This window comes from Luteimonas sp. MC1572, assembly GCF_016615815.1.
In the GTDB taxonomy this organism is placed as follows: Bacteria; Pseudomonadota; Gammaproteobacteria; order Xanthomonadales; family Xanthomonadaceae; genus Luteimonas.
Genome location: NZ_CP067112.1, coordinates 409,776 through 434,066, shown reverse-complemented (window position 1 = coordinate 434,066; position 24,291 = coordinate 409,776). Strand labels below are relative to the sequence as shown.

At 70.1% G+C, this 24,291-nt stretch carries 22 protein-coding genes and 1 tRNA gene; 9 read left to right on the top strand and 14 right to left on the bottom strand.

Annotation, left to right across the window (positions count from 1 at the left end):
* Window positions 1-50: 50 nt before the first annotated feature.
* Together JGR64_RS01980 and JGR64_RS01975 are read left to right on the top strand one after the other, a co-directional pair.
* Window positions 51-1,919, top strand: coding sequence for an EAL domain-containing response regulator (locus tag JGR64_RS01980; RefSeq protein ID WP_234446979.1), 1,869 nt, complete (start codon window positions 51-53; stop codon window positions 1,917-1,919).
* Window position 1,920: 1 nt separating this feature from the next.
* Window positions 1,921-4,377: a hybrid sensor histidine kinase/response regulator gene (locus tag JGR64_RS01975; RefSeq protein ID WP_199374860.1), complete on the top strand. Its 2,457-nt coding sequence runs from the start codon at window positions 1,921-1,923 to the stop codon at window positions 4,375-4,377.
* A gap of 25 nt (window positions 4,378-4,402) precedes the next feature.
* Here the strand turns inward: JGR64_RS01975 and bfr are convergent, their stop codons facing one another.
* The 3 genes from bfr to JGR64_RS01960 all read right to left on the bottom strand — a co-directional run bounded on the left by bfr (window position 4,403) and on the right by JGR64_RS01960 (window position 5,888).
* Window positions 4,403-4,873: a bacterioferritin gene (bfr, locus tag JGR64_RS01970; protein WP_199374859.1), complete on the bottom strand. Its 471-nt coding sequence runs from the start codon at window positions 4,871-4,873 to the stop codon at window positions 4,403-4,405.
* Between the two features lie 103 nt (window positions 4,874-4,976).
* On the bottom strand, window positions 4,977-5,183 hold the full coding sequence (locus JGR64_RS01965; protein WP_199374858.1) for a (2Fe-2S)-binding protein: 207 nt from the start codon (window positions 5,181-5,183) through the stop codon (window positions 4,977-4,979).
* Between the two features lie 90 nt (window positions 5,184-5,273).
* Complete coding sequence (locus JGR64_RS01960; RefSeq protein WP_199374857.1) at window positions 5,274-5,888, bottom strand: RNA pyrophosphohydrolase; 615 nt, start codon at window positions 5,886-5,888, stop codon at window positions 5,274-5,276.
* 157 nt (window positions 5,889-6,045) lie between these two features.
* On the opposite strand from JGR64_RS01960, the gene JGR64_RS01955 reads away from it, so the two are divergent.
* Window positions 6,046-6,122, top strand: a tRNA-Met gene (locus JGR64_RS01955).
* Between the two features lie 39 nt (window positions 6,123-6,161).
* On the opposite strand, the gene JGR64_RS01950 is transcribed toward JGR64_RS01955, so the two are convergent.
* From JGR64_RS01950 to JGR64_RS01920, 7 genes are all read right to left on the bottom strand, one after another.
* Complete coding sequence (locus JGR64_RS01950) at window positions 6,162-7,637, bottom strand: MFS transporter (RefSeq protein ID WP_233348298.1); 1,476 nt, start codon at window positions 7,635-7,637, stop codon at window positions 6,162-6,164.
* On the bottom strand, window positions 7,634-8,917 hold the full coding sequence (locus JGR64_RS01945; protein ID WP_199374856.1) for an amidohydrolase: 1,284 nt from the start codon (window positions 8,915-8,917) through the stop codon (window positions 7,634-7,636). Before JGR64_RS01945 ends, JGR64_RS01950 begins: the two co-directional genes overlap by 4 nt.
* Before the next feature lie 74 nt (window positions 8,918-8,991).
* Window positions 8,992-9,723, bottom strand: a complete 732-nt coding sequence (locus JGR64_RS01940) for an ABC transporter ATP-binding protein (protein WP_199374855.1) — start codon at window positions 9,721-9,723, stop codon at window positions 8,992-8,994.
* Complete coding sequence (locus tag JGR64_RS01935; protein WP_199374854.1) at window positions 9,716-10,918, bottom strand: ABC transporter permease; 1,203 nt, start codon at window positions 10,916-10,918, stop codon at window positions 9,716-9,718. Before JGR64_RS01935 ends, JGR64_RS01940 begins: the two co-directional genes overlap by 8 nt.
* Before the next feature lie 3 nt (window positions 10,919-10,921).
* Window positions 10,922-12,163 carry an efflux RND transporter periplasmic adaptor subunit gene (locus JGR64_RS01930; RefSeq protein WP_199374853.1) on the bottom strand — a complete coding sequence of 414 codons (1,242 nt, stop codon included), beginning with the start codon at window positions 12,161-12,163 and terminating at the stop codon, window positions 10,922-10,924.
* Window positions 12,164-12,214: 51 nt separating this feature from the next.
* Window positions 12,215-12,526, bottom strand: coding sequence for a BolA family protein (locus tag JGR64_RS01925; RefSeq protein WP_199374852.1), 312 nt, complete (start codon window positions 12,524-12,526; stop codon window positions 12,215-12,217).
* A 51-nt stretch (window positions 12,527-12,577) separates the two neighbouring features.
* Window positions 12,578-13,219, bottom strand: a complete 642-nt coding sequence (locus JGR64_RS01920) for a 2-hydroxychromene-2-carboxylate isomerase (protein WP_199374851.1) — start codon at window positions 13,217-13,219, stop codon at window positions 12,578-12,580.
* A 117-nt stretch (window positions 13,220-13,336) separates the two neighbouring features.
* On the opposite strand from JGR64_RS01920, the gene acnD reads away from it, so the two are divergent.
* The 5 genes from acnD to JGR64_RS01895 all read left to right on the top strand — a co-directional run bounded on the left by acnD (window position 13,337) and on the right by JGR64_RS01895 (window position 18,598).
* Window positions 13,337-15,946, top strand: a complete 2,610-nt coding sequence (acnD, locus tag JGR64_RS01915) for a Fe/S-dependent 2-methylisocitrate dehydratase AcnD (protein WP_199374850.1) — start codon at window positions 13,337-13,339, stop codon at window positions 15,944-15,946.
* Between the two features lie 50 nt (window positions 15,947-15,996).
* Window positions 15,997-16,446: an SRPBCC family protein gene (locus tag JGR64_RS01910; protein WP_199374849.1), complete on the top strand. Its 450-nt coding sequence runs from the start codon at window positions 15,997-15,999 to the stop codon at window positions 16,444-16,446.
* Between the two features lie 77 nt (window positions 16,447-16,523).
* Window positions 16,524-17,699: a 2-methylaconitate cis-trans isomerase PrpF gene (prpF, locus tag JGR64_RS01905; RefSeq protein WP_199374848.1), complete on the top strand. Its 1,176-nt coding sequence runs from the start codon at window positions 16,524-16,526 to the stop codon at window positions 17,697-17,699.
* A 10-nt stretch (window positions 17,700-17,709) separates the two neighbouring features.
* On the top strand, window positions 17,710-18,090 hold the full coding sequence (gene queD, locus JGR64_RS01900; RefSeq protein WP_199374847.1) for a 6-carboxytetrahydropterin synthase QueD: 381 nt from the start codon (window positions 17,710-17,712) through the stop codon (window positions 18,088-18,090).
* 106 nt (window positions 18,091-18,196) lie between these two features.
* The gene (locus JGR64_RS01895; RefSeq protein ID WP_199374846.1) at window positions 18,197-18,598 is read left to right on the top strand and encodes a phasin family protein; all 402 of its coding nucleotides are present in this window, start codon (window positions 18,197-18,199) and stop codon (window positions 18,596-18,598) included.
* A 98-nt stretch (window positions 18,599-18,696) separates the two neighbouring features.
* Here JGR64_RS01895 and JGR64_RS01890 read toward each other — a convergent pair whose 3' ends face one another.
* The 4 genes from JGR64_RS01890 to dgcN form a co-directional block, all read right to left on the bottom strand.
* Complete coding sequence (locus JGR64_RS01890) at window positions 18,697-19,863, bottom strand: P1 family peptidase (protein ID WP_199374845.1); 1,167 nt, start codon at window positions 19,861-19,863, stop codon at window positions 18,697-18,699.
* 68 nt (window positions 19,864-19,931) lie between these two features.
* The gene (gene gltS / locus JGR64_RS01885) at window positions 19,932-21,125 is read right to left on the bottom strand and encodes a sodium/glutamate symporter (protein WP_199374844.1); all 1,194 of its coding nucleotides are present in this window, start codon (window positions 21,123-21,125) and stop codon (window positions 19,932-19,934) included.
* Window positions 21,126-21,137: 12 nt separating this feature from the next.
* Complete coding sequence (gene dgcA, locus JGR64_RS01880; protein ID WP_199374843.1) at window positions 21,138-22,166, bottom strand: N-acetyl-D-Glu racemase DgcA; 1,029 nt, start codon at window positions 22,164-22,166, stop codon at window positions 21,138-21,140.
* Window positions 22,151-23,197, bottom strand: coding sequence for an N-acetyltransferase DgcN (dgcN, locus tag JGR64_RS01875; RefSeq protein WP_199374842.1), 1,047 nt, complete (start codon window positions 23,195-23,197; stop codon window positions 22,151-22,153). Before dgcN ends, dgcA begins: the two co-directional genes overlap by 16 nt.
* A gap of 165 nt (window positions 23,198-23,362) precedes the next feature.
* On the opposite strand from dgcN, the gene JGR64_RS01870 reads away from it, so the two are divergent.
* Window positions 23,363-24,259 carry a LysR family transcriptional regulator gene (locus tag JGR64_RS01870; protein WP_199374841.1) on the top strand — a complete coding sequence of 299 codons (897 nt, stop codon included), beginning with the start codon at window positions 23,363-23,365 and terminating at the stop codon, window positions 24,257-24,259.
* Window positions 24,260-24,291 lie beyond the last annotated feature (32 nt).

Below are 24,291 nucleotides of genomic sequence, written 5' to 3'. Positions count from 1 at the left end.
TTGACGGCCGGGGGGCGCGAGGCGTCGACCCTGTTTGGGGACCGACGAACGTGGCAAAGGCAGCAGCCGGCATCGACAACACCTCAGCGCGCGGCGCGGCGACCCGGGCGCGCGCGCATGCCGCCGGGATCCGCGCGGAGTTCCCGCCCCCGCAGTACTGGCGCCGCTGGTGCGCCGATGCCGGCGCGCCGCTTGCCGCCGCAGCCGACGCCCCGATCGTTGTACCGGTGCCCGCGCCGCAGCCCCAGGTGGGTGCGGACGGCAGCGTCGAGGCCCCGTACCGGGTGCTGGTGGTGGAAGACGACCTGAGCCAGGGGCTGTTCGCCGAGAGCGTGCTCGGCGGTGCCGGCATGGAGGCCGCAGTGGTTTCGGTGGCCACCGAGGTCATGGCGTCGCTCGAGAGCTTCCGCCCCGACCTGGTGCTGATGGACCTGCACATGCCAGGCATGGACGGCGTGGAACTCACCAACTTGATCCGTGGCCATGACGTGCACGGCCACGTGCCGATCGTGTTCCTCACCGGCGACCCCGATCCCGAGCGCCAGTTCGAGGTCCTCGAGGTCGGCGCCGACGATTTCCTGACCAAGCCGGTGCGGCCGCGGCACCTGATCGCCGCGGTGCAGAGCCGCGTGCGTCGCGCGCGCATGCTGGCCAGGCAGCGCGACGGCGGCGCGCGCCACCCGGTGACCGGCCTGTTCACCCGCTCGCACATGCTGCAGCTGCTCAATTCGGCGATCCCCGGCGACGGCCAGGGCGCGATCTACATGCTCGAGGTCGCCGGCATCGGCGCCCTGCGCGACCGCTACGGCTACGCGGGGCTGGAACAGCTGCTGACCGATGCCGGGGGCCGGATCGCCCAGGCCTCCAGCGGCAACGCCGTGTCGCGCCTCAGCGACAGCATCTACCTGATCCACGCCGCGGTCCTGCCCCCCGAGCAGCTGCCGGAAACCGCGCGCATCCTGCGCGATGCCCTGGGCCGTCACGTGTTCCCGGTCGGCGAAGAAACGGTGCGGCTGCAGGCCTTCGTCGGCTACACCACCCTTTCGCATGCCTATGGCGATGCCAGCAGCGCGCTGGCCGCCGCCGAACGCGCACTGCGCGAGGCCCGCGGCCTGCCGGCCTCGATCGCCGGGTTCCAGCCGCCGCCGCAGCGCAACCACGACCAGGCCGTGGTCGAGTCGGTCCGCCAGGCGCTGCTCGAAAACCGCTTCGAACTCGCGTTCCAGCCGGTGGTGGCCGTGGCCGGTGGCGACGATGCGCAGTACCAGACCCTGCTGCGCATGCGCGGCGAGGATGGCCGGCTGCACGCCGCGGCCGAGTTCCTGCCCGCCGCCGACGCCGCCGACCTGATGCACGAGGTCGACCGCCGCGTGCTGGAGCTGGCGGTGGACGTGCTCCACCAGCGCAGCGCGATGAGCCGGCCGGTGCGCCTGTTCGTCTCGCAGTCGGCGCGCACCCTGGCGCGCGAGCGCTATGCGGACCACGTCGTCGAAACCCTTGCCGCGCACGGCGGCGAAGGCGGCAGCCTGGTGATCGATGTCCGCCAGGACGAGGCGCTCATCCACACGCTGGCGCTAAAGGAATTCTGTGCTGCCATGGTTCCGGCCGGCATCCAGCTGTGCCTGAGCCAGTACCACGCCAGCCGCGAGGCCGATGCGCTGCTCACCCAGCTGCCGCTCGGCTACGTGCGCCTGGCCGCGCTCTACTCCAACCGCCTCGACGACACGACCGTGCGCGACGAGATGCGCCACGCCATCGAACGCGCGCATCGGCTCGGGCTGCAGGTCATCGGCCCGCAGGTCGAGGATCCGCAGGCGGCGGCCACGCTGTGGATGAGCGGGGTGGACTACATCCAGGGCAACCTGGTGCAGCAGGCCGCGGGCGGGCTGGACTTCGACTTCCACCATTCGGTGCTCTGACATGATCCAACGCACGCGCCCTACCGCCCTGATGATGCGCTGGCTCGCACTGGGCGCCGCGGCGGGCGCCGCGTTGACGCTGGCGCTGGACTTCATGGGCCTGGCCGGCCCGTGGCAGCACGCGGCCCTGGTGTTGGCGCTGCTGGCGGTGTTCGCGGTGATCGCCATCATCATCGTGCTGCGCAGGCGCGACCATGAGATGGAGGAGGTCGAGGAGCGCGCGCGGCGCGACGAGACCCTGCTCGCGCAGCTGCAGGCCGAAGTCGAACGCCATACTCAGCTCGAGCAGCAGTTGCGCCAGGCCAAGCAGGCGGCGGAATCGGCGGTGATGGCGAAGGGCGAGTTCCTAGCCACCATGAGCCACGAGATCCGCACCCCGCTGAACGGCATCGTGCCGATGCTCGACCTGCTGATGCACGCGCAGCTCGCGTCCGACCATGGCGAGCTGGTGCGCACCGCGTACACCTCGTCGCAGCAGATGCTGCGCATCGTCGACGACATCCTCGACTACTCCAAGCTCGAGGCCGACAAGCTCGACCTCGAAACCACCGCCTTCAACCTGCGCGAGCTGCTGGAAAGCGTGATGCAGCTGATGGAGCGCCCGGCGCTCGGCAAGGCGCTGCGCATGACGCTGCACATCGAGCCGGCGGTGCGCCTGGCGGTGCGTGGCGACCCGGTGCGCCTGCGCCAGGTGCTGGGCAACCTGGTCAGCAACGCGGTGAAGTTCACCGAGCGCGGATCGGTGTCGGTCACCGTGCGCCGCATCGGCGAGAGCGCCGCCCAGCACCAGCTGCGTTTCGAGGTCCGCGATACCGGCATCGGCATCGCGCCCGGTGCGCAGTCGCGGCTGTTCCAGGCGTTCAACCAGGCCGACGCATCCACCACGCGCCTGTATGGCGGTACGGGCCTGGGGCTGGCGATCTCCAAGCGCATCGTCGACCTGATGGGCGGCCGCATCGGCGTCGAGTCCGAGACCGGCCAGGGCGCCACGTTCTGGTTCGAGATCCCGCTGCTCAAGGCGCAGGGCGACATGCCGTCGCTGGCCGAGGACACGTCTTCCGGCGGCCGCCTGCTGCTGCTCAGCGCCGACCCGCGCCTGCGCCTGCGCCTGTCCATGCTGCTGCCCAACTGGGGCCTGCGCGTGAGCTCGGTGGAGACCACCCAGGAAGCGCTGGACCGGCTGCGCACCGCCGCCACGCAGGGTGCGCCGTGGGCGTATTCGCTGGTGCTGGCCGACCTCGCCGGCATGCGCAGCACCGCGGTCGCCCTGTACCGCAATCTCGGACGCCAGGCGGTCTACGGCGACCTCAAGCTGGTGTGCCTGTACGGCGACGACGCCGTGCCGGACGAACTGCAGCGCAGCGTCACCCTCCTCAGCCGGCAGGCCCCCGATGCCGATCTCCGCGCCGCCCTCATCGGCAGCACGGTCACGCAGACATCGGACATCGCCAGAGAGCCCGCCATGGACACTCGCGCCACCCTGCAAACCCCTTCGTTGCCGGTGCGCGCGGCACGCGTCCTGCTGGTCGAGGACAACCCCGTCAACCTGATGGTCGGCCAGCGCCTGCTCGCCGTGCTCGGCATCACCTGCGACACCGCCAGCAACGGCGAGGCCGCGCTGATGCGCATGTCGGCGTCGCGCTACGACATCGTGCTGATGGACTGCCAGATGCCGGTGATGGACGGCTACACCGCAACCCGCCGCTGGCGCGAAGGCGAGGAAGCCATCAACGACGGGCGCCGCGTGCCGATCATCGCCATGACCGCCAACGCCATGGCCGGCGACCGGCAGAAGTGCCTGGACGCCGGCATGGACGACTACCTGGCCAAGCCGGTCACGCGCAGCGAACTGGAACGCGCGCTGCACCGCTGGTGGTCGCCGGAACAGGCGGCTGCGGCGGCGCCGCAGATGGCGTTCTACGAAGTGGATCCGGTCAGCGGCGAAGCGATCGGGCCGGCGCCGGTCGCAGCGGCGATTCCGTCAGGCGACGAGGCGCAGGCAGCGCCTGAAGCGCCCGTTGCGGCGCCAGCGTCATTCGCGTCGCAACCTCTGTCGGCACCGCCGGCGGCCGAGGTGCCCGTGCTGCCGCCCATCCCGCACGCCACGCCCCAGCCGCCCGTGATCGACAACGAGATCCTGGAGGAACTGCGCGCCATGCTGGGCAGCGAAGTCGAGCACCTCATCGAGGTGTTCCTGGACGACACGCCGCGGCTGGTCACCGCGATGGAAAACGCCGCGGTCGGCCCCGACTACGACGGCCTGCGCGACGCCGCCCACTCACTTAAGTCGTCCAGCGCCAATCTCGGCGCAATGTCACTGTCGGCAGCGGCCAAGCGCGTGGAACTGGGCGCCCGCGAGCGTTCGCTGGAACGTCCGGCCGTCGCCGTGGCGCTGGTGGCCAACGAGTTCGCGCGCGCGCGTGTCGCGCTCAAGGCCTGGGCACCGGCGCAGGCCTGAAGGGCGTCGAATCCGACGGGCAGCCTCAGCTGCCCATCTTCGACTGCAGGTAGTTCTGCTCGCCGACGCGCTTGATCAGGTCGAGCTGGGTTTCGATCCAGTCGACATGCTCTTCCTCGGAATCGAGGATGTCCTTGAACAGGCGGCCGCTGGTGTAGTCCTTGACGCTTTCGCAGTACTCGATGGCGGTGCGCAGCAGCGGCAGGCCGTCGAGCTCGAGCGCGAGGTCGCATTCGAGGATCTCGCGCGGGTTCTCGCCGATGCGCAGCTTGCCCAGCGCCTGGAAGTTCGGCAGGCCTTCGAGGAACAGGATGCGGTCCGCCAGGCGATCGGCGTGCTTCATCTCGTCGATCGATTCCTCGTATTCGTGCTTGGCGAGCTCCTGGATGCCCCAGTTCTTGAGCATCTTGGCGTGCAGGAAATACTGGTTGATCGCGGTCAGCTCGTTGAAGAGCGCCTCGTTCAGGTATTTGATGACCTGGGCGTCGCCTTGCATGGGATGTCTCCGGCAGTAATCAGTCGCCGGGACTGTATCGCTATCGACGGCGCCTTGCCGGAACGCGAATCGTGCTCATCCCCGCTCAGGGATGGCAGCAAGATCAGGCGGCGTTTGCCATGGGCAATGCACGCGCGGCATCACGGGCGCGGGCTTCCTGGTCGAGGAGACCGACCGCGGTGTCGACGCACGACCCGCAGCTCGCACCGCAGCCGGTGCGCATGGTGAGTTCGGTCATGCCGCTGCAGCCGGCAGCGGCCGCCTGGCGGATATCGTGATCGGTCACGCCATTGCAGACACAGACGTACACGGTGGGCTCACTGGCAGATGGGACTGGTTCCCATTGTCATTGCGCATGAGAATGATTGTCAACACCGCTGGTCGCCGCCGCGCAGCCGGTTCAGCGGGAGGCGCCGTCGGGGCCCTTCGCGCCTTCCACCGCCTGCATCCGCGCGCCCACGACCCGCCCGCGCTGCGGCCTCTGCCGGCCGCGGCCGCGGGTCGCCTCCAGGCTCACGCTCGGCACCGCCTGCACGCCCGCGATCTGCCGCGCGAACGGCGCCAGGTGCTGCAGCGCCCGCTCGTAGACACCGCGCTTGAAGTTGACCACGTGCTCCAGCGGGTACCAGAAGTCGACCCAGCACCAGTGGTCGAACTCCGGCTTTTCGGTCAGGTCCAGGCGCAGGTCGGCCTCGCTGCCGGTGAAACGCAGCAGGTACCAGACCTGCTTCTGGCCAATGCACACCATGCGGTCGTTGCGGCGGATCGCGCGCGGCGGCAGGCGGTAGCGCAGCCAGCCAGGTGTCACGCCGGCCACGTCGACGTGGTCGGGCAGCAGCCCGGTTTCTTCGCGCAGCTCGCGGTACATGGCCTCGAGGGGCGTCTCGTCGGTGTTCATCCCGCCCTGCGGGAACTGCCAGCCGTCACGGCGCACCCGCCGCGCCCAGAACACGCGCCCGTCGGGGTGCATCAGGATGATGCCGACATTGGGCCGATAACCGTCCGGATCGATCACGATGCGGACTCCTGAAGGGGTCGACGCAATCCTGCGTCACTGCGACCGACTCTGCCACGGGTGGCCCGGAGGGACAAGCGCAGCGCCGGAAGATTTGACGGCGGACCGCCGGCCATGGACAATTCCCGGCTCGCCGCGCCCCGTGCGCGTGCCGAATGGCTATGTAGCTCAGCTGGTTAGAGCACAGCACTCATAATGCTGGGGTCGGTGGTTCGAGTCCACCCATAGCCACCAATGCAAGGCCCCGCCACCGCGGGGCCTTTTGCATTCCGCTCACCGCTCGCGCTTGCCCGCCGGAATCGTCAGCAGGATCGAGACGATCGCCACCGCGACCATCAGCAGGTTGAAGCCCAGCGCCACCATCGCGGCCTCGCGGATGGCGAGGTTGTCCTGGCGGCCCGCGAAGGTGATGACGCCCTCCAGCCAGCGGACGCCGGTATCGGTTGCGCCCAGCGCGGCGAAGATCGCACCCGAGATCGCCACACCCAGCGCGGCGCCCAGGGACGACGCCATCTTGTAGATGCCCGAACCCGAACCCGACTGGTCCATGGGCAGGCTCGACAGCGCAGCGTCGGTCGACGGCGTGGCGTAGAACGCCAGCCCCAGGCCGAACAGCGTGTAGCCGACGATGGCGACGACCCGGTACTGGTCGAGCATGATCTGCGTGGGCATCAGGCAGGCGATCGCGACGCCGGTGATCAGGCAGCCCCAGACCATCGGCTTGCGCGGACCGAACCGCTGCAGCAGCTTCTCACCCACGCGGATGAAGCCGATGATCGCGATGGCGTAGCCAAGGGTCAGCATGCCCGCCTGCTGCGCGCTCATGCCGCCGCCCATCTGCACCAGCTGCAGCGACACCAGCTGCATGCCCACCGTGGCGTTGATCAGGAAGTTGGAGATCGTCGCGCCGGTGTAGACGCGGTTGCCGAACAGGCGGAAGTCGACGAACCCGTGCTCGTTGCCCGACTCGATCCGGAAGAACGCGATGCCCGCGATGATCGTGGCGGCCGCCAGGCCCAGCACCAGCGGGCTGCCCCAGCCCAGGGTGCTGCCCTGGGTCACCACCACCTGCAGCGCCACCATCGCCACGCTGAAGGCGAGGATGCCGGCGAAGTCGAAGCGGTACGCGCCACCGCCGCCGGCCTTGCTCTCCGGCGTGCCGCGCACCAGCCACAGCCCCAGCAGGGCGACGGCCACGGAGAAAAAGAAGATCCAGCGCCAGCCCAGCGTCTGCGCCATCAGGCCGCCGAACAGCGAGCCCAGGCCGGCGCCGCCCCAGGAGCCGATCGACCACATGCTCACCGCGCGCTGGCGCTCGGCACCATCCCAGTACGCCTTCACCAGGGCGAGGCTCGCCGGCATGATGCAGGCCGCCGACATGCCCTGCACCGCGCGCCCGACCAGCAGCATCGGCGCGCTCAGCGCCCCGGTCGGCGCCAGCCCGACCATCAGTGAGCCGACGATGCTGAGCACGAAGCCGATGCGCAGGATCCGCATGCGGCCGAGGCGGTCGGCCAGGCCGCCCATCACCACGATCAGGATGCCGGAGAACAGCGCGGCCATCGCCACCGCGTTGTTCATGGTGCCCGCGGAGATCGCGAGGTCGCGCTGCATGTCCGGCGCGATGTTGAGCGTGGACTGTGCGAACAGCCAGAAGGTCACCACCCCCAGGATCATGCCGAACAGCAGGCGGTCGTTGCCGCGGAACCCGGTCTCCGGGATGTGGACATTTCCCATGACGGCGCTCATGCGGCATCTCCCTTCGTGCTGGTGGATGAAGGACACAACCACGCCGATGCCGCGCTGAGCATCGCCTGCAGCCCCGTCTTCAGTGTGGGGTCGAGCACCGGCGCGAAGCGTGGCGAGTGATTGCTCGGAATCCTGTTGAGCGTGCCTTCCGCCTTCGCCTTTGCATGGACATCGGGATCGGTGCCGCCGACGAACCAGAACACGTAGGGCACGCCCCAGGTGCGGCCGAACACGCTGAAGTCCTCGCTGGCGGCCATGCGCTTGCTCTCATGCACGGCGTCACCGAACTGCGCGCGGAACGCGTCGACGATGCGCGCCGTCGCCTCGCGGTCGTTGTCGGTGAGCGGGTAGCTGCTGAGGGTGGTGAACTCGGGCGGGCGCGGCGCGTTGGAGGCGTCGCATTCGGCGCAGCAGATGCGCTTGACCGCCTGCAGCATGTGCTCGCGCACGCCCTCGTCGTAGGTGCGCATGTTGAGCTTGATGGTGGCGTCGTCCGGGATGATGTTTTCCTTGGTGCCGGCCTGCAGCGAGCCGATGGTCAGCACCGCGCTTTCCTGCGGCCCGATCTCGCGCGAGACGATGGTCTGCAGGCGCATCACGGTGGCGGCGGCCATCACCACCGGATCGATCGATGTCTGCGGCTGCGAGCCATGCGATCCGCGCCCGAAAAGCTGCACTTTCAGGCTGTCGCCCGCGGACAGGATCACCCCTGCGCGGTAGCTCACCGTGCCCGCCGCGCCCACCATCACATGCTGGCCGAGCACCACGTCCGCGCGCGGCAGCCCGGCACCATCCCAGTCCGCGATCATCGCGTTGGCGCCCTCGGCGGTTTCCTCGCCCGGCTGGAACACGATCAACACGGTCCCCTGCCAGGCATCGCGATGCTCCGCCAGCACGCGCGCGGCGCCGAGCATCCAGGCCACGTGCAGGTCGTGGCCGCAGGAATGCGCCACGCCCACGCTGCGGCCCTCGGCGTCGGTCGCGGTCACCGTGCTTGCATACGGCAGGCCGGTGTCCTCGGCCATCGGCAGCGCGTCCATGTCGGCGCGCAGCATCACCGTGGGGCCTTCGCCGTTGCGCAGCACGCCGACCACGCCGGTGACGCCCACGCCGCGCGTGACGTCGTAACCGAGCGCCTCGATGTAGTCGGCGGCGATGCCTGCGGTGCGATGCTCCTGCATCGACAGCTCGGGATTCCGGTGCAGGTCCTTGTAGATGTCCAGGAGTCCGGGCGCGATGTGCGCGTAGACCGGATCCAGCGCGGCCGTCAGGGAGTTCATGCCTACCCTCCATCCTGGTTGTGCGCCGAGCGTACACCCGCCATGGACGCCGCACACGCGGCATCGAAAGGGGATCAGGCCGGACCCGGGACCCGCCCCGCGGCCTCCCGGCGCGCGTCGGAGACGATGCGCCCGTCGACCAGCGTGACCGTGCGGTCGCAGCTCTCCGAAAGCCGCGGATCATGGGTCACTACCAGCACCGCGCAGCCGTACTGCGCGTTGAAGCGGCGCAGCAGTTCGAACACTTCGGCGGCGGTCTTCGTGTCGAGGTTTCCGGTCGGTTCGTCCGCGAGCAGCAGCGCCGGGCGTGTCACAAGCGCGCGGGCGATCGCCACGCGCTGCTGCTGCCCGCCGGACAGCTGGTCGGGATGGCGGTCGGCGAATTTCTCCAGGCCGACGTCGGCCAGCAGGCCGCGGGCACTGTCGACCGTTTCGCGGTCGGGTTTGCCGTGCGCCACCATCCACGGCATCAGGACGTTGTCGAGCGCGGTGAAGGCGCCGATCAGGTGGTGGAACTGGAATACGAAGCCGATGTGCCGGCCACGCAACGCGGTGCGCGCTTCATCGTCCATCTCGCGCGTGGCGGCGCCGCGCAGGTAGAGCTCGCCCGCGGTCGGCGTGTCGAGCAGCCCGATGAGATTGAGCAGCGTGCTCTTGCCGGAACCGGACGGACCGACCAGCGCGGCGAAGTCGGCGCGGTCCAGCTGCAGGTCGATGCCGTGCAGCACCTCGACCTCGTTTGGCCGGCCGATGTTGTACGACTTGCGCAGCCCCTGCAGCCGCAGCACCTCGCCTGCTTCAGGCATGGCGGATGGCCTCCACCGGATCCAGCCGCGAGGCGCGCGAGGCGGGCACCAGCGCCGCGCCCACGCCGGCGATGGTGGCCAGCGCCATCGCCGCCGGCACCAGCGCGGCCGGCATCGGGATGATGAAAAGCCTCGGACCAAAGGTGTTGAACGCGGCCACCATGCCCCAGCCGGCCAGCGCGCCGAGCGCCGAGCCAATCAGCCCGAGCACCGCGCCCTGCACCAGGAACACGAGCAGCATCTGCCGCCGGCGCGTGCCCATCGCGCGCAGGATGCCGATCTCGCGCGTGCGCTGCGCCACGCTCACCGCGAGCACGCTGGCGATGCCCAGCGCCACCGACATCGCCACGAAGAAACTGATCATGCGCGTGGAGAGGCTTTGCGAGCTGAGCGCGTTCATCAGCTGCGCGTTGGACTCCATCCAGCTCTCCGCCTGCAGCCCGGTGAGGCCGCGCACGCGCGCCGCCACCCGGTCGGCGCCGAACAGGTCGTCGACGGTCACGTCGATCACCGTCACGCCACCCGGCAGCGCCAGCAGCGACTGCGCCTGCTTGAGGTCGAGGTAGACATAGCGCGCGTCGAGTTCGCGCACGCCGAGCTCGAAGATGCCCGCGACGTTGACGATCGCCTCGCGCCCGGCGCCGGCATCGAGTCGCAGCTTGCCGCCGAGACGCAGGCCGAGGTCTTCCGCGAGCTGGCGGCCGACCACCGCGTTGCCCGAACCCACGTCCAGGCGCCCCTCCACCATGTTGTCGTCGAGCGGGATCACGCGCAGGTAGCGCGCCAGGTCGATGCCCACCAGCGCCACCGATTCCACCGCCTCGCCGCGGCGCCCGAACGCAGGGCCCGACACCACCGGCGAGACCGCCGCCACGCCGGCCAGGCCGTCGAGCACGTCACGCACGTCGAGCCAGTTGTCGATCGGCCGCAGCGCCTGCGGGCGCGGATCCTCCAGCACCAGCTGCAGCGTGCCGGCCGGCGCCGGCGCGATGTGGTTGGCCTCGCGCGGCGCCTCGACGCGGATGTGCGCCTGCGTGCCCAGCGTGCGCGCGACGATGTTGTCCTGCAGCCCGGCGATCAGCGCGGTCACGAACACGATCACCGCCACGCCCACCGCGATGCCGAACAGGATCAGCAGCGTCTGCGCCCGTCCCTGGCGCATGAAGCGGACGGCGATGGTGGATTCGATCCACATCGCTCAGTCGAACTTCACCGGCAGCTCGCCGCGCGTGGCATGTCCGCTGTCCGGCGGCGGCTGGCCGGCCACGCGCGCGCGGCTGCCGTCATCGGGCAGGTCCGCGAGGTCCAGCGCGCCCGCCGCCAGCACGCGGTCGCCGGCGCGCAGGCCTTCGCGCACTTCGCTCATCGCCAGGCCACGCAGGCCGATGCGCACCGGCGTGCGCTGCACGCGGCCGTCGCGCACCAGCAGCACGGTGGCACCGTCCGATCCGGAGCCTGCATCGAGCAGCGCGTCGTTGGGCACGGCCAGCGCATCCTCGCGACGGCCGGTCAGGATGGTGGCGGTCACGGTCATGTCCTGGCGCACGAAGTCCGCGGCCGGGTCGATGCGCAGGCGCACGTCCACCGTGCCGCGCGAAGGGTCGATGCCGGGCGCCACGTGGTACACCGTGGCCGCGAACGGACGGTCGGGAAACGCATCGGCGATGCAGGTGGCGGGCTGGCCCAGCGCCAGGCGCGCGAGGTTCTTTTCATCCAGCGGCAGCAGGATCTCGCCCGGCGCATCGCGCGCGATCTCGAGCAGCACGTCGCCCGGATTCACGGTGTCGCCGGGTTCGACACCGCGCGTCAGCACGATGCCCGGCACGGTGGCGCGGATCACCGCACGCGCCAGCTCGGCCTCGGCGGCGCCCAGTCGCTCGCGCGCCTGCGCCTCGCGCGCGCCGCCGCTCAGCGCCGTGACGGCCACGCGCGCCTGATCCACCGCGGCCCGCGCGGCGATCGCCGCCTGCCCGGCCTGCTCCACGCTCTCGCGCGCCACCAGCTGGCGCTCTCCGAGTTCGCGGCGGCGCACGAGTTCACGCTCGGCCTGGGCGAGTCCGGCGCGCGCCTCGCGCAGGCGCGCCTCGGCGTCGGGCCGGTCAGCCTGGCGCAGGGTGTCGAGCGCCGCGCGGGCTTCGTCGCGTCGCGCCTCGAGGTCACGCGCGCGCAGCACCACCAGCACGTCACCGGGGGCGACGCGATCGCCGTCGGTCACGCGGCGCTCGAGCACCAGGCCGGCGATTTCCGCACCGACCTGCACGCGCGAAGGCGCCGCGATCCGCCCGGTGGCGACGACGCTCTGCACCAGCGGTCCGGCAACGACCTCGTAACCGGGCAGCACCGGACCGCGCCACCGCGCCAGCCCCCAGAGGAGCAGGAGCCCGACCACCACGGCCGCAACGGCAAGCATCCATGTCCGCCGCGGGGTCGTTCCGGTCATCGGTATTCCTGTGCAAAGGAGATGTTCAGCCGGCGGGCGCCGGCGCAGAGGTCACGCCTTGTCGTGCTTGCTCCCGCCCAGGCATGCGGGTGAATCCGGCGCCGCGCCACGCCCCGCCCACTCTTCGGGCGTCCAGGTATGCAGCGCAAGTGCATGGATCTCGCCCATCAGCCCGCCCAACACCGCATAGACCGCCTGGTGGCGGCGGACGGCGGTCTTGCCGGCAAATGCATCGCTGATCACCACGGCCTTGTAGTGCGTTTCCAGGCCCCGGCTGTGCATATGGCTTTCATCCAGCACTTCGAGATGCGTGGGCGAGAGCGCTTGCAGGGCGGCGTGGATGCGGTCGGCTTTGCGGGTCATGGCGGCATTATCGCGTGAATCGCCGGCGGCGGCCGCCCGGGGCCGGTCGCTCTACCGCTCCACGCCCACCGGCAGCGCCTCCAGCCGCCGCATCGCAGGGGTGTCGAACAGGTGCGGGTCGGCCAGGTACGCCTGGAACATCGCCGTGGCGTCCTCGCCCCAGAACACCTCGCCGTCCACGACCAGGCTCGGCACGCCGAACACGCCGTCGGCGATGGCGGCGTCGAAATTCGCGCGCAGCGCCTTCTTGACCGTGTCGTCGGCCATGGCTGCCTCCGGATCGGCGATGCCGAGCCTTGTTGCCAGCCCCGTCAGCGCTGCGGCGTCGTCGCCCGCGCGGCCTTCGCGCCAGACGTGGTCGAAGATCGCGTCGACCGCCGCGTGCGTCGCGCCGGCCGCCACGCACAGGCGCAGCACGGGCAGCGGATTGAACGGGTGTGCCGGCGGAAAGGTCAGCGGCACGCCGGCGCGGTCCGCGCGCCACTGCACGTGGCGGTAGGTGAACGTGCGCTTTGGCGCGATTTCCGCCGGCCCCTTGTGGCCGTGGTGCCGCAGCAGCCCGGCGAACAGGATCGGCCGGCAGTCGATGGTGACGCCGTCCATGCGCTTCACCGCCTGCCACTGCAGGTAGGCGAACGGCGAGATGAAATCGAAATACCAGCGCGCAACGCGCGGCCGCACAGCCTCTTCCATCGTGTTGTCCCCGGGTCCGTTGCCGCCGACTGTAGCGCTTCGACGGCCCGGAGGCCCCGGGGGGTGCGCGGTAGAATGGGCATCCACGCCAACGCCAGTCAGAGCCCCCAGCACGCCATGAACAACCAGCACCGCAAGCCCCTCCCCGGCACCAAGCTCGACTGGTTCGACGCCCGCGAGGCGGTCGAGGCCATGCAGCCCGGCGCCTGGGAGCGGCTGTCCTACACCGCGCGCGTGCATGCCGAGAACATCGTGCGCCGCGCCGAGCCCGGGCGGGTCGGCGACTTCCTGCGCCAGCTGGTCGAGCACCGCCGCGACCTCGACTTCCCATGGTTCCCCGCGCGCGTGGTCTGCCACGACATCCTCGGCCAGACCGCGCTGGTCGACCTGGCCGGCCTGCGCGACGCCATCGCCGACGCCGGCGGCGACCCCGCGCAGGTCAACCCGGTGGTGCCGGTGCAGCTGATCGTCGACCACTCGCTGGCGGTCGAATGCGGTGGGTTCGATCCGGACGCGTTCACCCGCAACCGCGAGATCGAGGACCGGCGCAACGCCGACCGCTTCCACTTCATCGACTGGACGAAGAAGGCGTTCAGGAACGTCGACGTGATCCCGCCGGGCAACGGGATCATGCATCAGATCAACCTGGAGAAGATGTCGCCTGTCGTGTACGTGCAGGACGGCGTGGCGTTCCCCGACACCTGCGTCGGCACCGACAGCCACACGCCGCACGTCGACGCGCTCGGCGTGATCGCGGTGGGCGTGGGCGGGCTGGAAGCGGAGAACGTGATGCTGGGCCGCGCGTCGTGGATGCGCACGCCGGAGATCATCGGCGTGGAGCTGGCGGGCAAGCCTGCGCCGGGCATCACCGCCACCGACGTGGTACTGGCGCTGACCGAGTTCCTGCGCCAGCAGAAGGTCGTGGGCGCGTACCTGGAGTTCCGCGGCGAGGGCGCCGCGGCTCTGACCATCGGCGACCGCGCCACGATCTCCAACATGGCGCCCGAGTACGGCGCCACCGCGGCGATGTTCTTCATCGACGACAACACGCTCGACTACCTGCGCCTCACCGGCCGCGAGGACGCGCAGGTGGCGCTGGTGGAGACCTATGCCAAGGCCGCCGGGCTGTGGGCGTCGGACCTCGCCAATGCGCAATACGAGCGCACCCTGCACTTCGACCTGTCGACGGTCGTGCGCAACATGGCCGGCCCGTCGAATCCGCACCGCAGGCTTCCGGTGAGCGACCTGGCCGAGCGCGGCATCGCCGGCAACCTCGCCGGCGCGCACGCGCAGGAAGCCGAAGGCCTGCTGCCCGATGGCGCGGTGATCATCGCCGCCATCACCAGCTGCACCAACACGTCCAACCCGCGCAACGTGATCGCCGCGGCGCTGCTGGCGCGCAACGCCAACGCGCGCGGGCTGGTGCGCAAGCCGTGGGTGAAGAGCTCGCTGGCGCCGGGCTCGCGCGCGGTGCAGCTGTACCTGGAAGAGGCGAACCTGCTCACCGAACTGGAGCAGCTCGGCTTCGGCATCGTCGGCTTCGCCTGCACCACCTGCAACGGCATGTCCGGCGCGCTGGACCCGGTGATCCAGCAGGAAGTCATCGACCGCGATCTGTACGCGGTGGCGGTGCTGTCGGGCAACCGCAACTTCGACGGCCGCATCCATCCGTATGCCAAGCAGGCGTTCCTCGCCTCGCCGCCGCTGGTCATCGCGTACGCCATCGCCGGAACCATCCGCTTCGACATCGAAAAGGACGTGCTCGGCGTGGATGCCGACGGCACGCCGGTGACGCTGAAGGACATCTGGCCCAGCGACGAGGAAATCGACGCGGTGGTCAAGGCCAGCGTCAAGCCGGAGCAGTTCCGCCGCGTGTACGAGCCGATGTTCCGCCTGGTGGTGGACGACGGCACGCGCGTCGATCCGCTCTACGACTGGCGCCCGATGAGCACCTACATCCGCCGCCCGCCGTACTGGGAGGGCGCGCTGGCCGGCGCGCGTGCGATGACCGGCATGCGTCCGCTCGCGGTGCTCGGCGACAACATCACCACCGACCACCTGTCGCCATCGAACGCGATCATGGCCTCCAGCGCCGCCGGCGAATACCTGGCGAAGATGGGCCTGCCGGAAGAGGACTTCAATTCCTACGCCACCCACCGCGGCGACCACCTCACCGCGCAGCGCGCGACGTTCGCCAACCCCAAGCTCCTCAACGAGATGGTGCGCAACGAAGACGGCAGCGTGCGCCAGGGATCATTGGCGCGCATCGAGCCCGAAGGCGAAATCACGCGCATGTGGGAGGCGATCGAAACCTACATGCAGCGGAAGCAGCCACTGATCATCATCGCCGGCGCCGACTACGGCCAGGGCTCGAGCCGCGACTGGGCGGCAAAGGGCGTGCGCCTCGCCGGCGTGGAGGTGATCGTCGCCGAAGGCTTCGAACGCATCCACCGCACCAACCTCGTCGGCATGGGCGTGCTGCCGCTGCAGTTCCTGCCGGGCACCGACCGCAACACGCTGGCGATCGACGGCAGCGAGACGTTTGACGTCAGCGGCGCACCGACGCCGGGCGCGACGCTCACCCTGGTCATCCACCGCCGCGGCGGCGAGGTGCTCGAGGTGCCGGTGACCTGCCGCATCGACTCCGACGAGGAAGCGTCGGTGTACGAGGCGGGCGGCGTGCTGCAGCGCTTCGCGCAGGATTTCATGGCCTCGACCGCCGCGTAACGCGGCTCGGGGTACCACGCGGGCTCCATCCGTCAGCGGAGAGAGCCCCCATGCCAGGTACCGTCACCCTGCACCGCGTCCTGCGCGCACCGCCGGAGCGCGTCTATCGCGCCTTCCTCGACCCGGACGCCCTGGCGAAGTGGCTGCCGCCGCACGGCTTCACCGGCAAGGTCCACGAGATGGATGCGCGCGTCGGCGGCGGCTACCGGATGTCGTTCACCAACTTCGGCACCGGCAAGGTCGAATCGTTCGGCGGCGCCTACACCGAGCTGGTCGAGAACCGGCGCATCGCCTACAACGACCGCTTCGATAACCCGGATCTGCCGGGCGAGATGCAGGTGGTGGTGGAGTTCGAACAGGGCATGGCCGGCACCGCGCTGCGGATCGTGCAGGCCGGCATCCCCGACGCGATTCCCCTCGATTTCTGCTACCTGGGCTGGCAGGAATCGCTTGCCATGCTGGCGCAGCTGGTCGAGCCGGAGATCCCGGACGGCGCCTGAGCACCCGCTTCGGCCGGTCAGGTGGCGCCGGCGCCATGGGACAATGACGCCCTGTCCGTTGCACCGAGCCCGCACCCATGGCCCCGAAGCCACAGCTCCGCATCCCCGCCACCTACATGCGCGGCGGCACCTCCAAGGGCGTGTTCTTCCGCCTCGAAGACCTGCCCGAAGCCGCGCGCGTGCCCGGCGCCGCGCGCGATGCGCTGCTGCTGCGCGTGATCGGCTCGCCCGATCCCTACGGCAAGCACACCGACGGCATGGGCGGCGCGACCTCGTCCACCAGCAAGTGCGTGATCATCGGCCCGGCCACGCAGCCGGGCCACGACGTCGACTACCTCTACGGCCAGGTGTCGATCGACAGCGCGTTCGTCGACTGGTCCGGCAACTGCGGCAACCTCAGCACCGCCGTCGGCCCGTTCGCGATCGCCAACGGTTTCATCGACCCGGCACGCCTGCCGGACAACGGCACGTTCGCGGTGCGCGTGTGGCAGGCCAACATCGGCAAGACCATCGTGGTGCACGTGCCGGTCGCCAACGGCGAGGTGCAGGAAACCGGCGACTTCGAGCTCGATGGCGTGACCTTCCCGGCCGCGGAAATCGTGCTCGAGTTCATCGACCCGTCGGATGACGGCGAGGCCGGCGCAATGTTCCCCACCGGCAACCTGGTCGACGATCTCGACGTGCCGGGCGTGGGCACGTTGAGAGCCACGATGATCAATGTCGGCATCCCGACGGTGTTCGTCAACGCGGCCGACATCGGCTATGCCGGCACCGAGCTGCAGGACACGATCAACGGCGACGCAAAGGCGCTGGCCATGTTCGAGGCCATCCGCGCGCACGCCGCAGTGCGCATGGGCCTGATCGACGACATCGCCGGCGCGGCCACGCGCCAGCACACGCCCAAGGTGGCCTTCGTGGCGCCGCCGGCGGACTACGTCGCCTCCAGCGGCAAGGCCATCGCCGCGCGCGACATCGACCTCAACGTGCGCGCGCTGTCGATGGGCAAGCTGCACCACGCGATGATGGGCACCTGCGCGGTCGCCATCGGCACCGCGGCGGCGATTCCCGGCACGCTGGTGAACCTGGCCGCCGGTGGAGGCACGCGCGAGGCGGTGCGCTTCGGCCACCCCTCCGGCACGCTGCGCGTCGGCGCCGAGGCGCGCCAGGCGGACGGCCGCTGGACGGTGACCAAGGCGGTCATGAGCCGCAGCGCGCGCGTGCTGATGGACGGCGCGGTGCGGGTGCCCGGGTAGAATCGGCGCCATGGACATCTTCAAGGTCTTCACCATCGAAGCCGCGCACCGGCTTCCCAACGTGCCCGAAGGCCACCAGTGCGCGCGCCTGCACGGGCACTCGTTCCGCATCGAACTCTGCGTCAGCGGCGAGCCCGGCGACGAGACCGGCTGGATCATGGATTTCGCCGACATCAAGGCGGCCTTCAAGCCGATCCACGCGCAGCTCGACCACTACTACCTCAACGACATCCCCGGGCTGGAAAACCCCACCAGCGAACGCCTCGCCGCGTGGATCTGGGACCGGCTCAAGCCGGCGCTGCCGCTGCTGAGCGAGGTCGTCGTGCACGAGACCTGCACCTCCGGCTGCCGCTACCGTGGCCCGCAAGTGGTTGATCCGGCTACGAACTGAACGGATCCCTGCCGTTCGTCGGATCCATGTTGCAACGCAACATCGGCTGCATTATGGTGCACTGCACAAACCGGCAATCCCTGCCGGACATCAGCAGGAACCCGCCATGTACCAGAACATCAACGAGCAGTTCAGCACCGCCGCCCGCCAGTTCGCCGACAGCACCTCGCAGATCAGCCGCCTGGCCCTCGAGAACGCGCAGAAGGCGTTCGGCCTGCAGCTGGCCACCTTCGAGCAGAACGCCACCGCCGCGTTCTCCTTCTGGGGCGAGCTGGCCGAAGTGCGTGACGCCGACGGCCTGAAGGCCGCCTGGCCGAAGGGCGCGCAGATTGCCCGCGAGAGCATCGAGCGCTCGGTCAGCGCCAGCCAGGAAGTGTTCGGCCAGACCGTCGCCACCAACGAGGCGATCGCCCAGCTGGCCAAGGGCCAGGTCGAGGCCGCCGCCGCCAAGGCGCAGGAAACCGTCGAAGGCGCCGCGAAGGCCGCCGCGGGCAAGACCCGCAAGTAAGCAGGCAACGGCCCCGGCAACGGGGCCGGGGCACCGCGCGACTCTCTCCCCGCACGGCGCCCGCACATGGACCCGGCAGCCCCACGCTGCCGGGTTTTTTAATGCCCGCGCAACAGGGGCAGCGCGCGCTCCAGCGGGAGCGCCGGCACCGTACCGCGATGGCCGCGCATCGTGTCCGCGCGGAACAGTGAATTGACGATGGCCTCTTCGGTTGCCTCGGCCACGGCGTCGAACAGCGGGGTCATCATGCCGTTGTCCAGCACCAGCAGGCGATGCCGTTCCGCACCCTGCTCCCTGCGCACCTCGTGCGCGGTCGAGAACGCGATCACGTAGTCCCCGGAGCCGTTGCTCATCGACGACCCGGTGCGACCGACGCCGAGCAGCGCGCGCGTCGCGAGCCGCCGCAGCAGGCGGGCGTCGAGCGGCGCATCGGTGGCGACCACGATCATGATGCTGCCGTCGCCGGTGGCGGGCGGTGCATCGCGCGCCTCCGGCGCGGGGGACGCGCCCGGCCGCAGCGAATCCAGCGCAACGCCCGCGATGGTCAGGCGACCGCCGAAGTTGCTCTGCACCAGGACGCCGACGGTATAGCCGCCCGCTGCCTGCGGGAGCTTGCGCGAACTGGTGCCGATGCCGCCCTTCCAGCCGAAGGCGATGGTCCCGGTTCCGGCACCGACCGCGCCTTCGTCGACGTTGTCCGTGGAAGCGGCGTCGAGTGCGGCGTGCACGTGTGCGGGGCGCAGCGCGCGCAAGCGGATGTCGTTGAGGAAGCCGTCGTTGGTTTCGCCCACGACAGGGTTCAACGAACGCACCTCCTGCATGCCCGGCTGCGCGAGTTGCCAGTCGACCAGTGCGTCCGCCGCGCGCCAGACGCCCAGCGTTCCGGTCAACAGGATCGGTGTTTCCAGCTCACCCAGCTCCTCGACCTGGGTGGCGCCCACCAGTTTGCCGTAGCCATTGCCCACCACGATCGCGGCCGGTACGCGGTCCCGGTACAGGTCGCCGCCGTGCGGCAGGATTGCGCTGACGCCGGTGCGGACTCCGGTTCCCTCGATGACCGTGGCATGTCCCACGGCCACGCCGGCGACGTCGACGATGGCGTTGCGGGGGCCCGTCGGCAGCAGCCCGATCACCACCCCCGCATCACGCGCGCGCGGCCGCTCGGCGGCGGCGACGCCCGCCTCGCGCGGGTGCGCCGTACCCGCCACCAGTACCAGCATCGCCGCGAACCCGGCGAGGCGTCGCGACCGCACTGCCTCGATCATCGAAAAGCTCCTGGATCGGCCCGTAGCCATTGTCGTAGGACGGCATGCGCAGCACGAAGCCGCGGCACTCAGTCGAAGAAGTTGATGAAGGTGGTGATGATCAGCGCGTTGCTGAAATCGATGAAGAACGCGCCGACCAGCGGCGCGACGAGGAACGCGCGTGGCGCGGCGCCGTAGCGCTCCACCAGGGTGCGCATCACCGCCATGGCATTCGCGGTGGTGCCGAGCATGAAGCCGATGAAGCCGCCACCCATCACCGCCGCGTCGTAGTCACGGCCCATCACCCGGAACACCACGCTGCAGAACGCGACCACCATCGCCAGCTGCAGCCCCAGGTTCACCAGCAGTGGCAACGCCAGGCCCGCCAGCTCCCACAGCTTGAGGTTCATCAGCGCCACCGCGAGGAACAGCGACAGCGAGACGTTGCCGATGAGGTCGGTGGTCGGCACCGACAGGCCGATCCACCCGGTCGCGTCGTCGAAGTTGCGGATCAGGGCGCCGACCAGCATCGCGCCGACGTAGGCGGGCAAGGTGATGCCGGTGGCCGAGATCCAGCCGCTCACCCATGCGCCGAGCCACATCGCCACCAGGATCACCACGATGCTCTTCAGCGCGCCGAACTCGCGCTGGGCCTCGGTCTGCGCTGCGCCGCTGGCTTCATCAACCGGTGCCGCATGGTCCTCGGGGCGACTGGAGACCAGGCCGAAGCGGCGGATGAGCACGGTGATCACCGGCCCGCCGGCCAGGCCGCCGAGCACGATCCCGCCCATGGCCGACGCCACCGCAATGGATTCGGCACCCTGCACGCCGGCCTCTTCGAACAGCGGCGCGAATGCCAGGCCCGTGGCGGGGCCGCCGGTCAGCGTGGTCGATCCGGCCAGCACGCCGAACAGCGGATCCAGGTCGAAGCCGACCGCCACCGCCATGCCCAGCAGGTTCTGCGCGACCGCGAACAGCGACGCCAGCAGCAGGAACACCACCACCTGCCGGCCGCTGATCCTGAGCAGGCGCAGGCTGGCATTGACGCCGACCGTGGTGAAGAACGCGATCATCAGCGGCGCCTGCAGCCCGGTGTCGAGTACGAACAGCGCCTCGCCGCGGCCGTGCGCGATCCAGGCGGCGATGGCGAACACCAGGCCGCCGATCACCGGCGGCGGCAGGTTGTAGCGCCCGAGCACCGGAATGGCCCTGCACAGCGCGTAGCCGAGGAACAGTGCGAGCCCGGCGAAGGCCAGGGTCTGGACGGCATCGAGCTGCAGCATGGTGGCTCCTGGTCAGTGCGTTCCCGCGGGTCGGCGGGCAGCAAGCGGACATCCGCCACCCCACAGCTGCGGCGATGCCGGCTGCAGCATGCCGTCGCGCATCGCCACCCCTCCGGCATGATCCTCGCGCAGCCACAGCGGCCCGTCGAGGTCGACGAACTCCGCGTGGCGTGCGACATGCCAGGCCGGCGCGATCGCCAGCGAGGAACTGATCATGCAGCCGACCATGATGCCGAAGTCCGCGGTCTGCGCGGCCTGCAGCAGGTCGAGCGCCGCGCTGAGCCCACCGGTCTTGTCGAGCTTGATGTTGACGACCTGGTAGCGGCCGCGCAGGCGCGGAAGATCCGCGGCGACGTGGCAGCTCTCGTCCGCGCACAGCCGCGAGACCGATGCGAAACCCTGCAGTGCATCATCCGCGGCGGCCGGCAGCGGTTGTTCGACCAGGTCGACCCTGGCTTCGGCGAGCACCGGCTGCATCGCGCGCAGCAGTTCGATATCCCAGCTCTCGTTGGGGTCCACGATCAGCCGCGCCGCGGGCAGTTCGCCACGGACCGCGCGCACCAGCGCGGCGGGATCGTTGGCGTCGACCTTGACCTTGACCAGGTCCAGGTGGCGCAACCCGGCCGCCGCGCGCGCCATGTTGGCCGGGGTGTCCAGGCTGACGGTCTGCGCGCTGCACAGCGCCGGCAGCGCGTCGGGCTGGCCGAGCATCGCCGCCACCGACATCCCGCTCCGCCGCGCCTCGAGGTCCCAGAGCGCGCAGTCCAGCGCATTCCGCGCCGCACCCGGACCGAGGAGCTCGCACAGCCTGCGGCGGTCCATGCCCGCGGCGATCGCAGTGCGCAACGATGCGGCCTGCGCGGTCACCGATTCCACGGTCTCGTCGTAGCGTGCATACGGCAGCGATTCGCCGCGGCCCACGTGATGGCCGTCGCTGGCGGTGGCAACGACGACCTCGGTGGACGTGCGCACCCCGCGCGAGATGCGGAATGGAGCGGAAAGCGGATGGACGGCGGGTTCGAGCGTCAGTCCGGGAAGCATGCCTGCAGCCTGTCGATGATCCGGCCGACACCATGGCGCACGGGGTCCTCTGCCGGAAGCCCGAGCGCGTCCTCGACGTGCCGGCAGATGCGCGTGGCTTCGTCGGGGTCGAGCCTGGCCGTGTTCAGCGCCACGCCAACTGCAAGCACCGCGGGGTTGGTGAGGCGGGCATGGGCGAGGTTGGCTTCGAGCGTGTCGCGCAGGGACGGCATCGGGAAATGCGGCAGGCCGCGCATGTGCGGGCGCCCGGGTTCGTCGCACAGCACCAGCGCGTCGGGCTGTGCGCCGTGCAGCAGGCCCAGCGAGACCCCGGCGAACGAAGGATGGAACAACGAACCCTGGCCTTCGATCAGGTCCCAGCCGTTGTCGTCGCGCCCGGGCGACAGCCACTCGATGCCGCCGGAGATGAAGTCCGCGACCACCGCGTCGATCGGGATGCCACGGCCGGACACGAAGATGCCGGTCTGGCCGGTGGCGCGGAAGTCGGCGGCGATGTCGCGCGCGCGCATTTCGGCCTCCAGCACCAGCGTGGTGTACATCTTGCCGCTGGAGCAGTCCGTGCCGACCGTCAGCAGTCGCCGGCCGGCGCGCTTGCGGCCGTTGCCGACCGGGTTCGGGGGCGGCGTGCGTGCGTCGAACAGGTGGCGGCCATTGCGAAGTGCGGCCTCGACGATCTGCGGATACGAGGCCAGCTTGTCATGCAGCCCGGATGCGACGTTCATGCCGGCATCGAGCGCCGCCACGACATGCTCGACCGCAGCCGGATCGAGGCTGCCGCCTGCGTTGGCCACGCCGATGATCATGGTGTTGGCGCCGGCGGCGCGGGCTTCATCGAAACCCATCACCGGCAGGTCGATGGTGGCCTTGCAGTCGGGTCCGCGGAACTGGCCCACGCACCATTGCGGGCGGAACTGCACGAGGCCACGCGCGGTCTTGCCCGAAAGTTCGTCCGGGGCGTTGCCCAGGTACAGCAGGTACGGCGGCGGCCAGCCGGCGGTGTCAGGTGATGCGTCGGGTGTCGGGGTCGGCATGGTGTGGTCCTGCGGGTGCTCGCTTGCGTCGGGTCGTGGCCATGTTCGGTGCTGCCCGCGGGCGGCGCTACGGAAAACGCGCCATGCACGCATAACCCGCGGCTATGGCCCGGGCATCGCCGCACGCGATCGGCCATCATGACGATCGCCCAACGGGATCGGACCATGCGTTTCCGCCAGATCGAGGTGTTCCACGCCGTCTATACGACCGGCTCGATCAGCGCCGCGGCCAGGCTCCTGCACGTCTCGCAGCCTTCGGTCAGCAAGGTGCTGAACCACACCCAGCAACAGCTGGGCCTGGAGCTGTTCCGCCTGGTGCGCGGCCGGCTGGTGGCCACCGACCAGGCGCATGCGCTGTTCGTCGAAGCGTCGGAGGTCTTCCAGCGCCTGACGTCGCTGCAGAAGGCGGTTGGCAACCTGAAGGATGTGTCCGCTGGACGCATCCGCCTTGCGGTGGTGCCCTCGCTCGGGCTGCATCTCGCGCCCCTGGCGATCACGCGCTTCCGCAAGACGCACCCCGACGTGCTCTTCGACGTGCAGGCGCTGCACCACGACGAGCTGTTCGAGGCGCTCTACGAGCGCCGCTGCGACATCGCGATCGCCTACGACCCGCCCATGCACCCGCGCATGAAGCGTCGCGACATCGACACCGCCGAGCTGATGCTGCTGTTCGACAAGGCCAGCCTGCCCGACGTCGGCGACAGCGTGCCGATGCAGCTGCTTGAAGGCCGCGACATGGTGGGCCTGACCATCGGCGGCCCGCTCGGCGAGCTGTTCAATCGCGAACTGCGCCGGCTCGACGTCAACGTGCGCGAAGTGGTCTCCAACCAGTCGTTCTATATCGCCGCCGCGTTGACGCGCTGTGGCGCCGGCATGGCGGTGGTCGACGAATTCACCGCGCGCGCCAGCGGCGACGCAAGCACCGGCTTCCGACCGTTCGCGCCATCGCTGCGCTTCAAGGTCCAGTCCGTGCACCTCGAGGACCGCCCGCCGTCGAAGGCGGCGGAACAGTTCCTCACGCTGTTCGCCAGGGTGCTGCGCGAGGCGCGCGCCACCGGCTGAAGCCGCAACCCGGCAGCGCACACTGCCGGGTC

What these genes read in the sequence shown, in the direction of transcription:
- JGR64_RS01940 (WP_199374855.1), bottom strand. Translation starts at nt 9,723, where the DNA reads ATGCCTGAAGCAGGCGAGGTGCTGCGGCTGCAGGGGCTGCGCAAGTCG.
- JGR64_RS01895 (WP_199374846.1), top strand. Translation starts at nt 18,197, where the DNA reads ATGTACCAGAACATCAACGAGCAGTTCAGCACCGCCGCCCGCCAGTTC.
- JGR64_RS01925 (WP_199374852.1), bottom strand. Translation starts at nt 12,526, where the DNA reads ATGACCCGCAAAGCCGACCGCATCCACGCCGCCCTGCAAGCGCTCTCG.
- JGR64_RS01975 (WP_199374860.1), top strand. Translation starts at nt 1,921, where the DNA reads ATGATCCAACGCACGCGCCCTACCGCCCTGATGATGCGCTGGCTCGCA.
- JGR64_RS01935 (WP_199374854.1), bottom strand. Translation starts at nt 10,918, where the DNA reads ATGTGGATCGAATCCACCATCGCCGTCCGCTTCATGCGCCAGGGACGG.
- dgcA (WP_199374843.1), bottom strand. Translation starts at nt 22,166, where the DNA reads ATGCTTCCCGGACTGACGCTCGAACCCGCCGTCCATCCGCTTTCCGCT.
- bfr (WP_199374859.1), bottom strand. Translation starts at nt 4,873, where the DNA reads ATGCAAGGCGACGCCCAGGTCATCAAATACCTGAACGAGGCGCTCTTC.
- JGR64_RS01945 (WP_199374856.1), bottom strand. Translation starts at nt 8,917, where the DNA reads ATGAACTCCCTGACGGCCGCGCTGGATCCGGTCTACGCGCACATCGCG.
- prpF (WP_199374848.1), top strand. Translation starts at nt 16,524, where the DNA reads ATGGCCCCGAAGCCACAGCTCCGCATCCCCGCCACCTACATGCGCGGC.
- JGR64_RS01890 (WP_199374845.1), bottom strand. Translation starts at nt 19,863, where the DNA reads ATGATCGAGGCAGTGCGGTCGCGACGCCTCGCCGGGTTCGCGGCGATG.
- JGR64_RS01910 (WP_199374849.1), top strand. Translation starts at nt 15,997, where the DNA reads ATGCCAGGTACCGTCACCCTGCACCGCGTCCTGCGCGCACCGCCGGAG.
- JGR64_RS01950 (WP_233348298.1), bottom strand. Translation starts at nt 7,637, where the DNA reads ATGAGCGCCGTCATGGGAAATGTCCACATCCCGGAGACCGGGTTCCGC.
- JGR64_RS01920 (WP_199374851.1), bottom strand. Translation starts at nt 13,219, where the DNA reads ATGGAAGAGGCTGTGCGGCCGCGCGTTGCGCGCTGGTATTTCGATTTC.
- dgcN (WP_199374842.1), bottom strand. Translation starts at nt 23,197, where the DNA reads ATGCCGACCCCGACACCCGACGCATCACCTGACACCGCCGGCTGGCCG.
- gltS (WP_199374844.1), bottom strand. Translation starts at nt 21,125, where the DNA reads ATGCTGCAGCTCGATGCCGTCCAGACCCTGGCCTTCGCCGGGCTCGCA.
- JGR64_RS01870 (WP_199374841.1), top strand. Translation starts at nt 23,363, where the DNA reads ATGCGTTTCCGCCAGATCGAGGTGTTCCACGCCGTCTATACGACCGGC.
- queD (WP_199374847.1), top strand. Translation starts at nt 17,710, where the DNA reads ATGGACATCTTCAAGGTCTTCACCATCGAAGCCGCGCACCGGCTTCCC.
- JGR64_RS01930 (WP_199374853.1), bottom strand. Translation starts at nt 12,163, where the DNA reads ATGACCGGAACGACCCCGCGGCGGACATGGATGCTTGCCGTTGCGGCC.
- acnD (WP_199374850.1), top strand. Translation starts at nt 13,337, where the DNA reads ATGAACAACCAGCACCGCAAGCCCCTCCCCGGCACCAAGCTCGACTGG.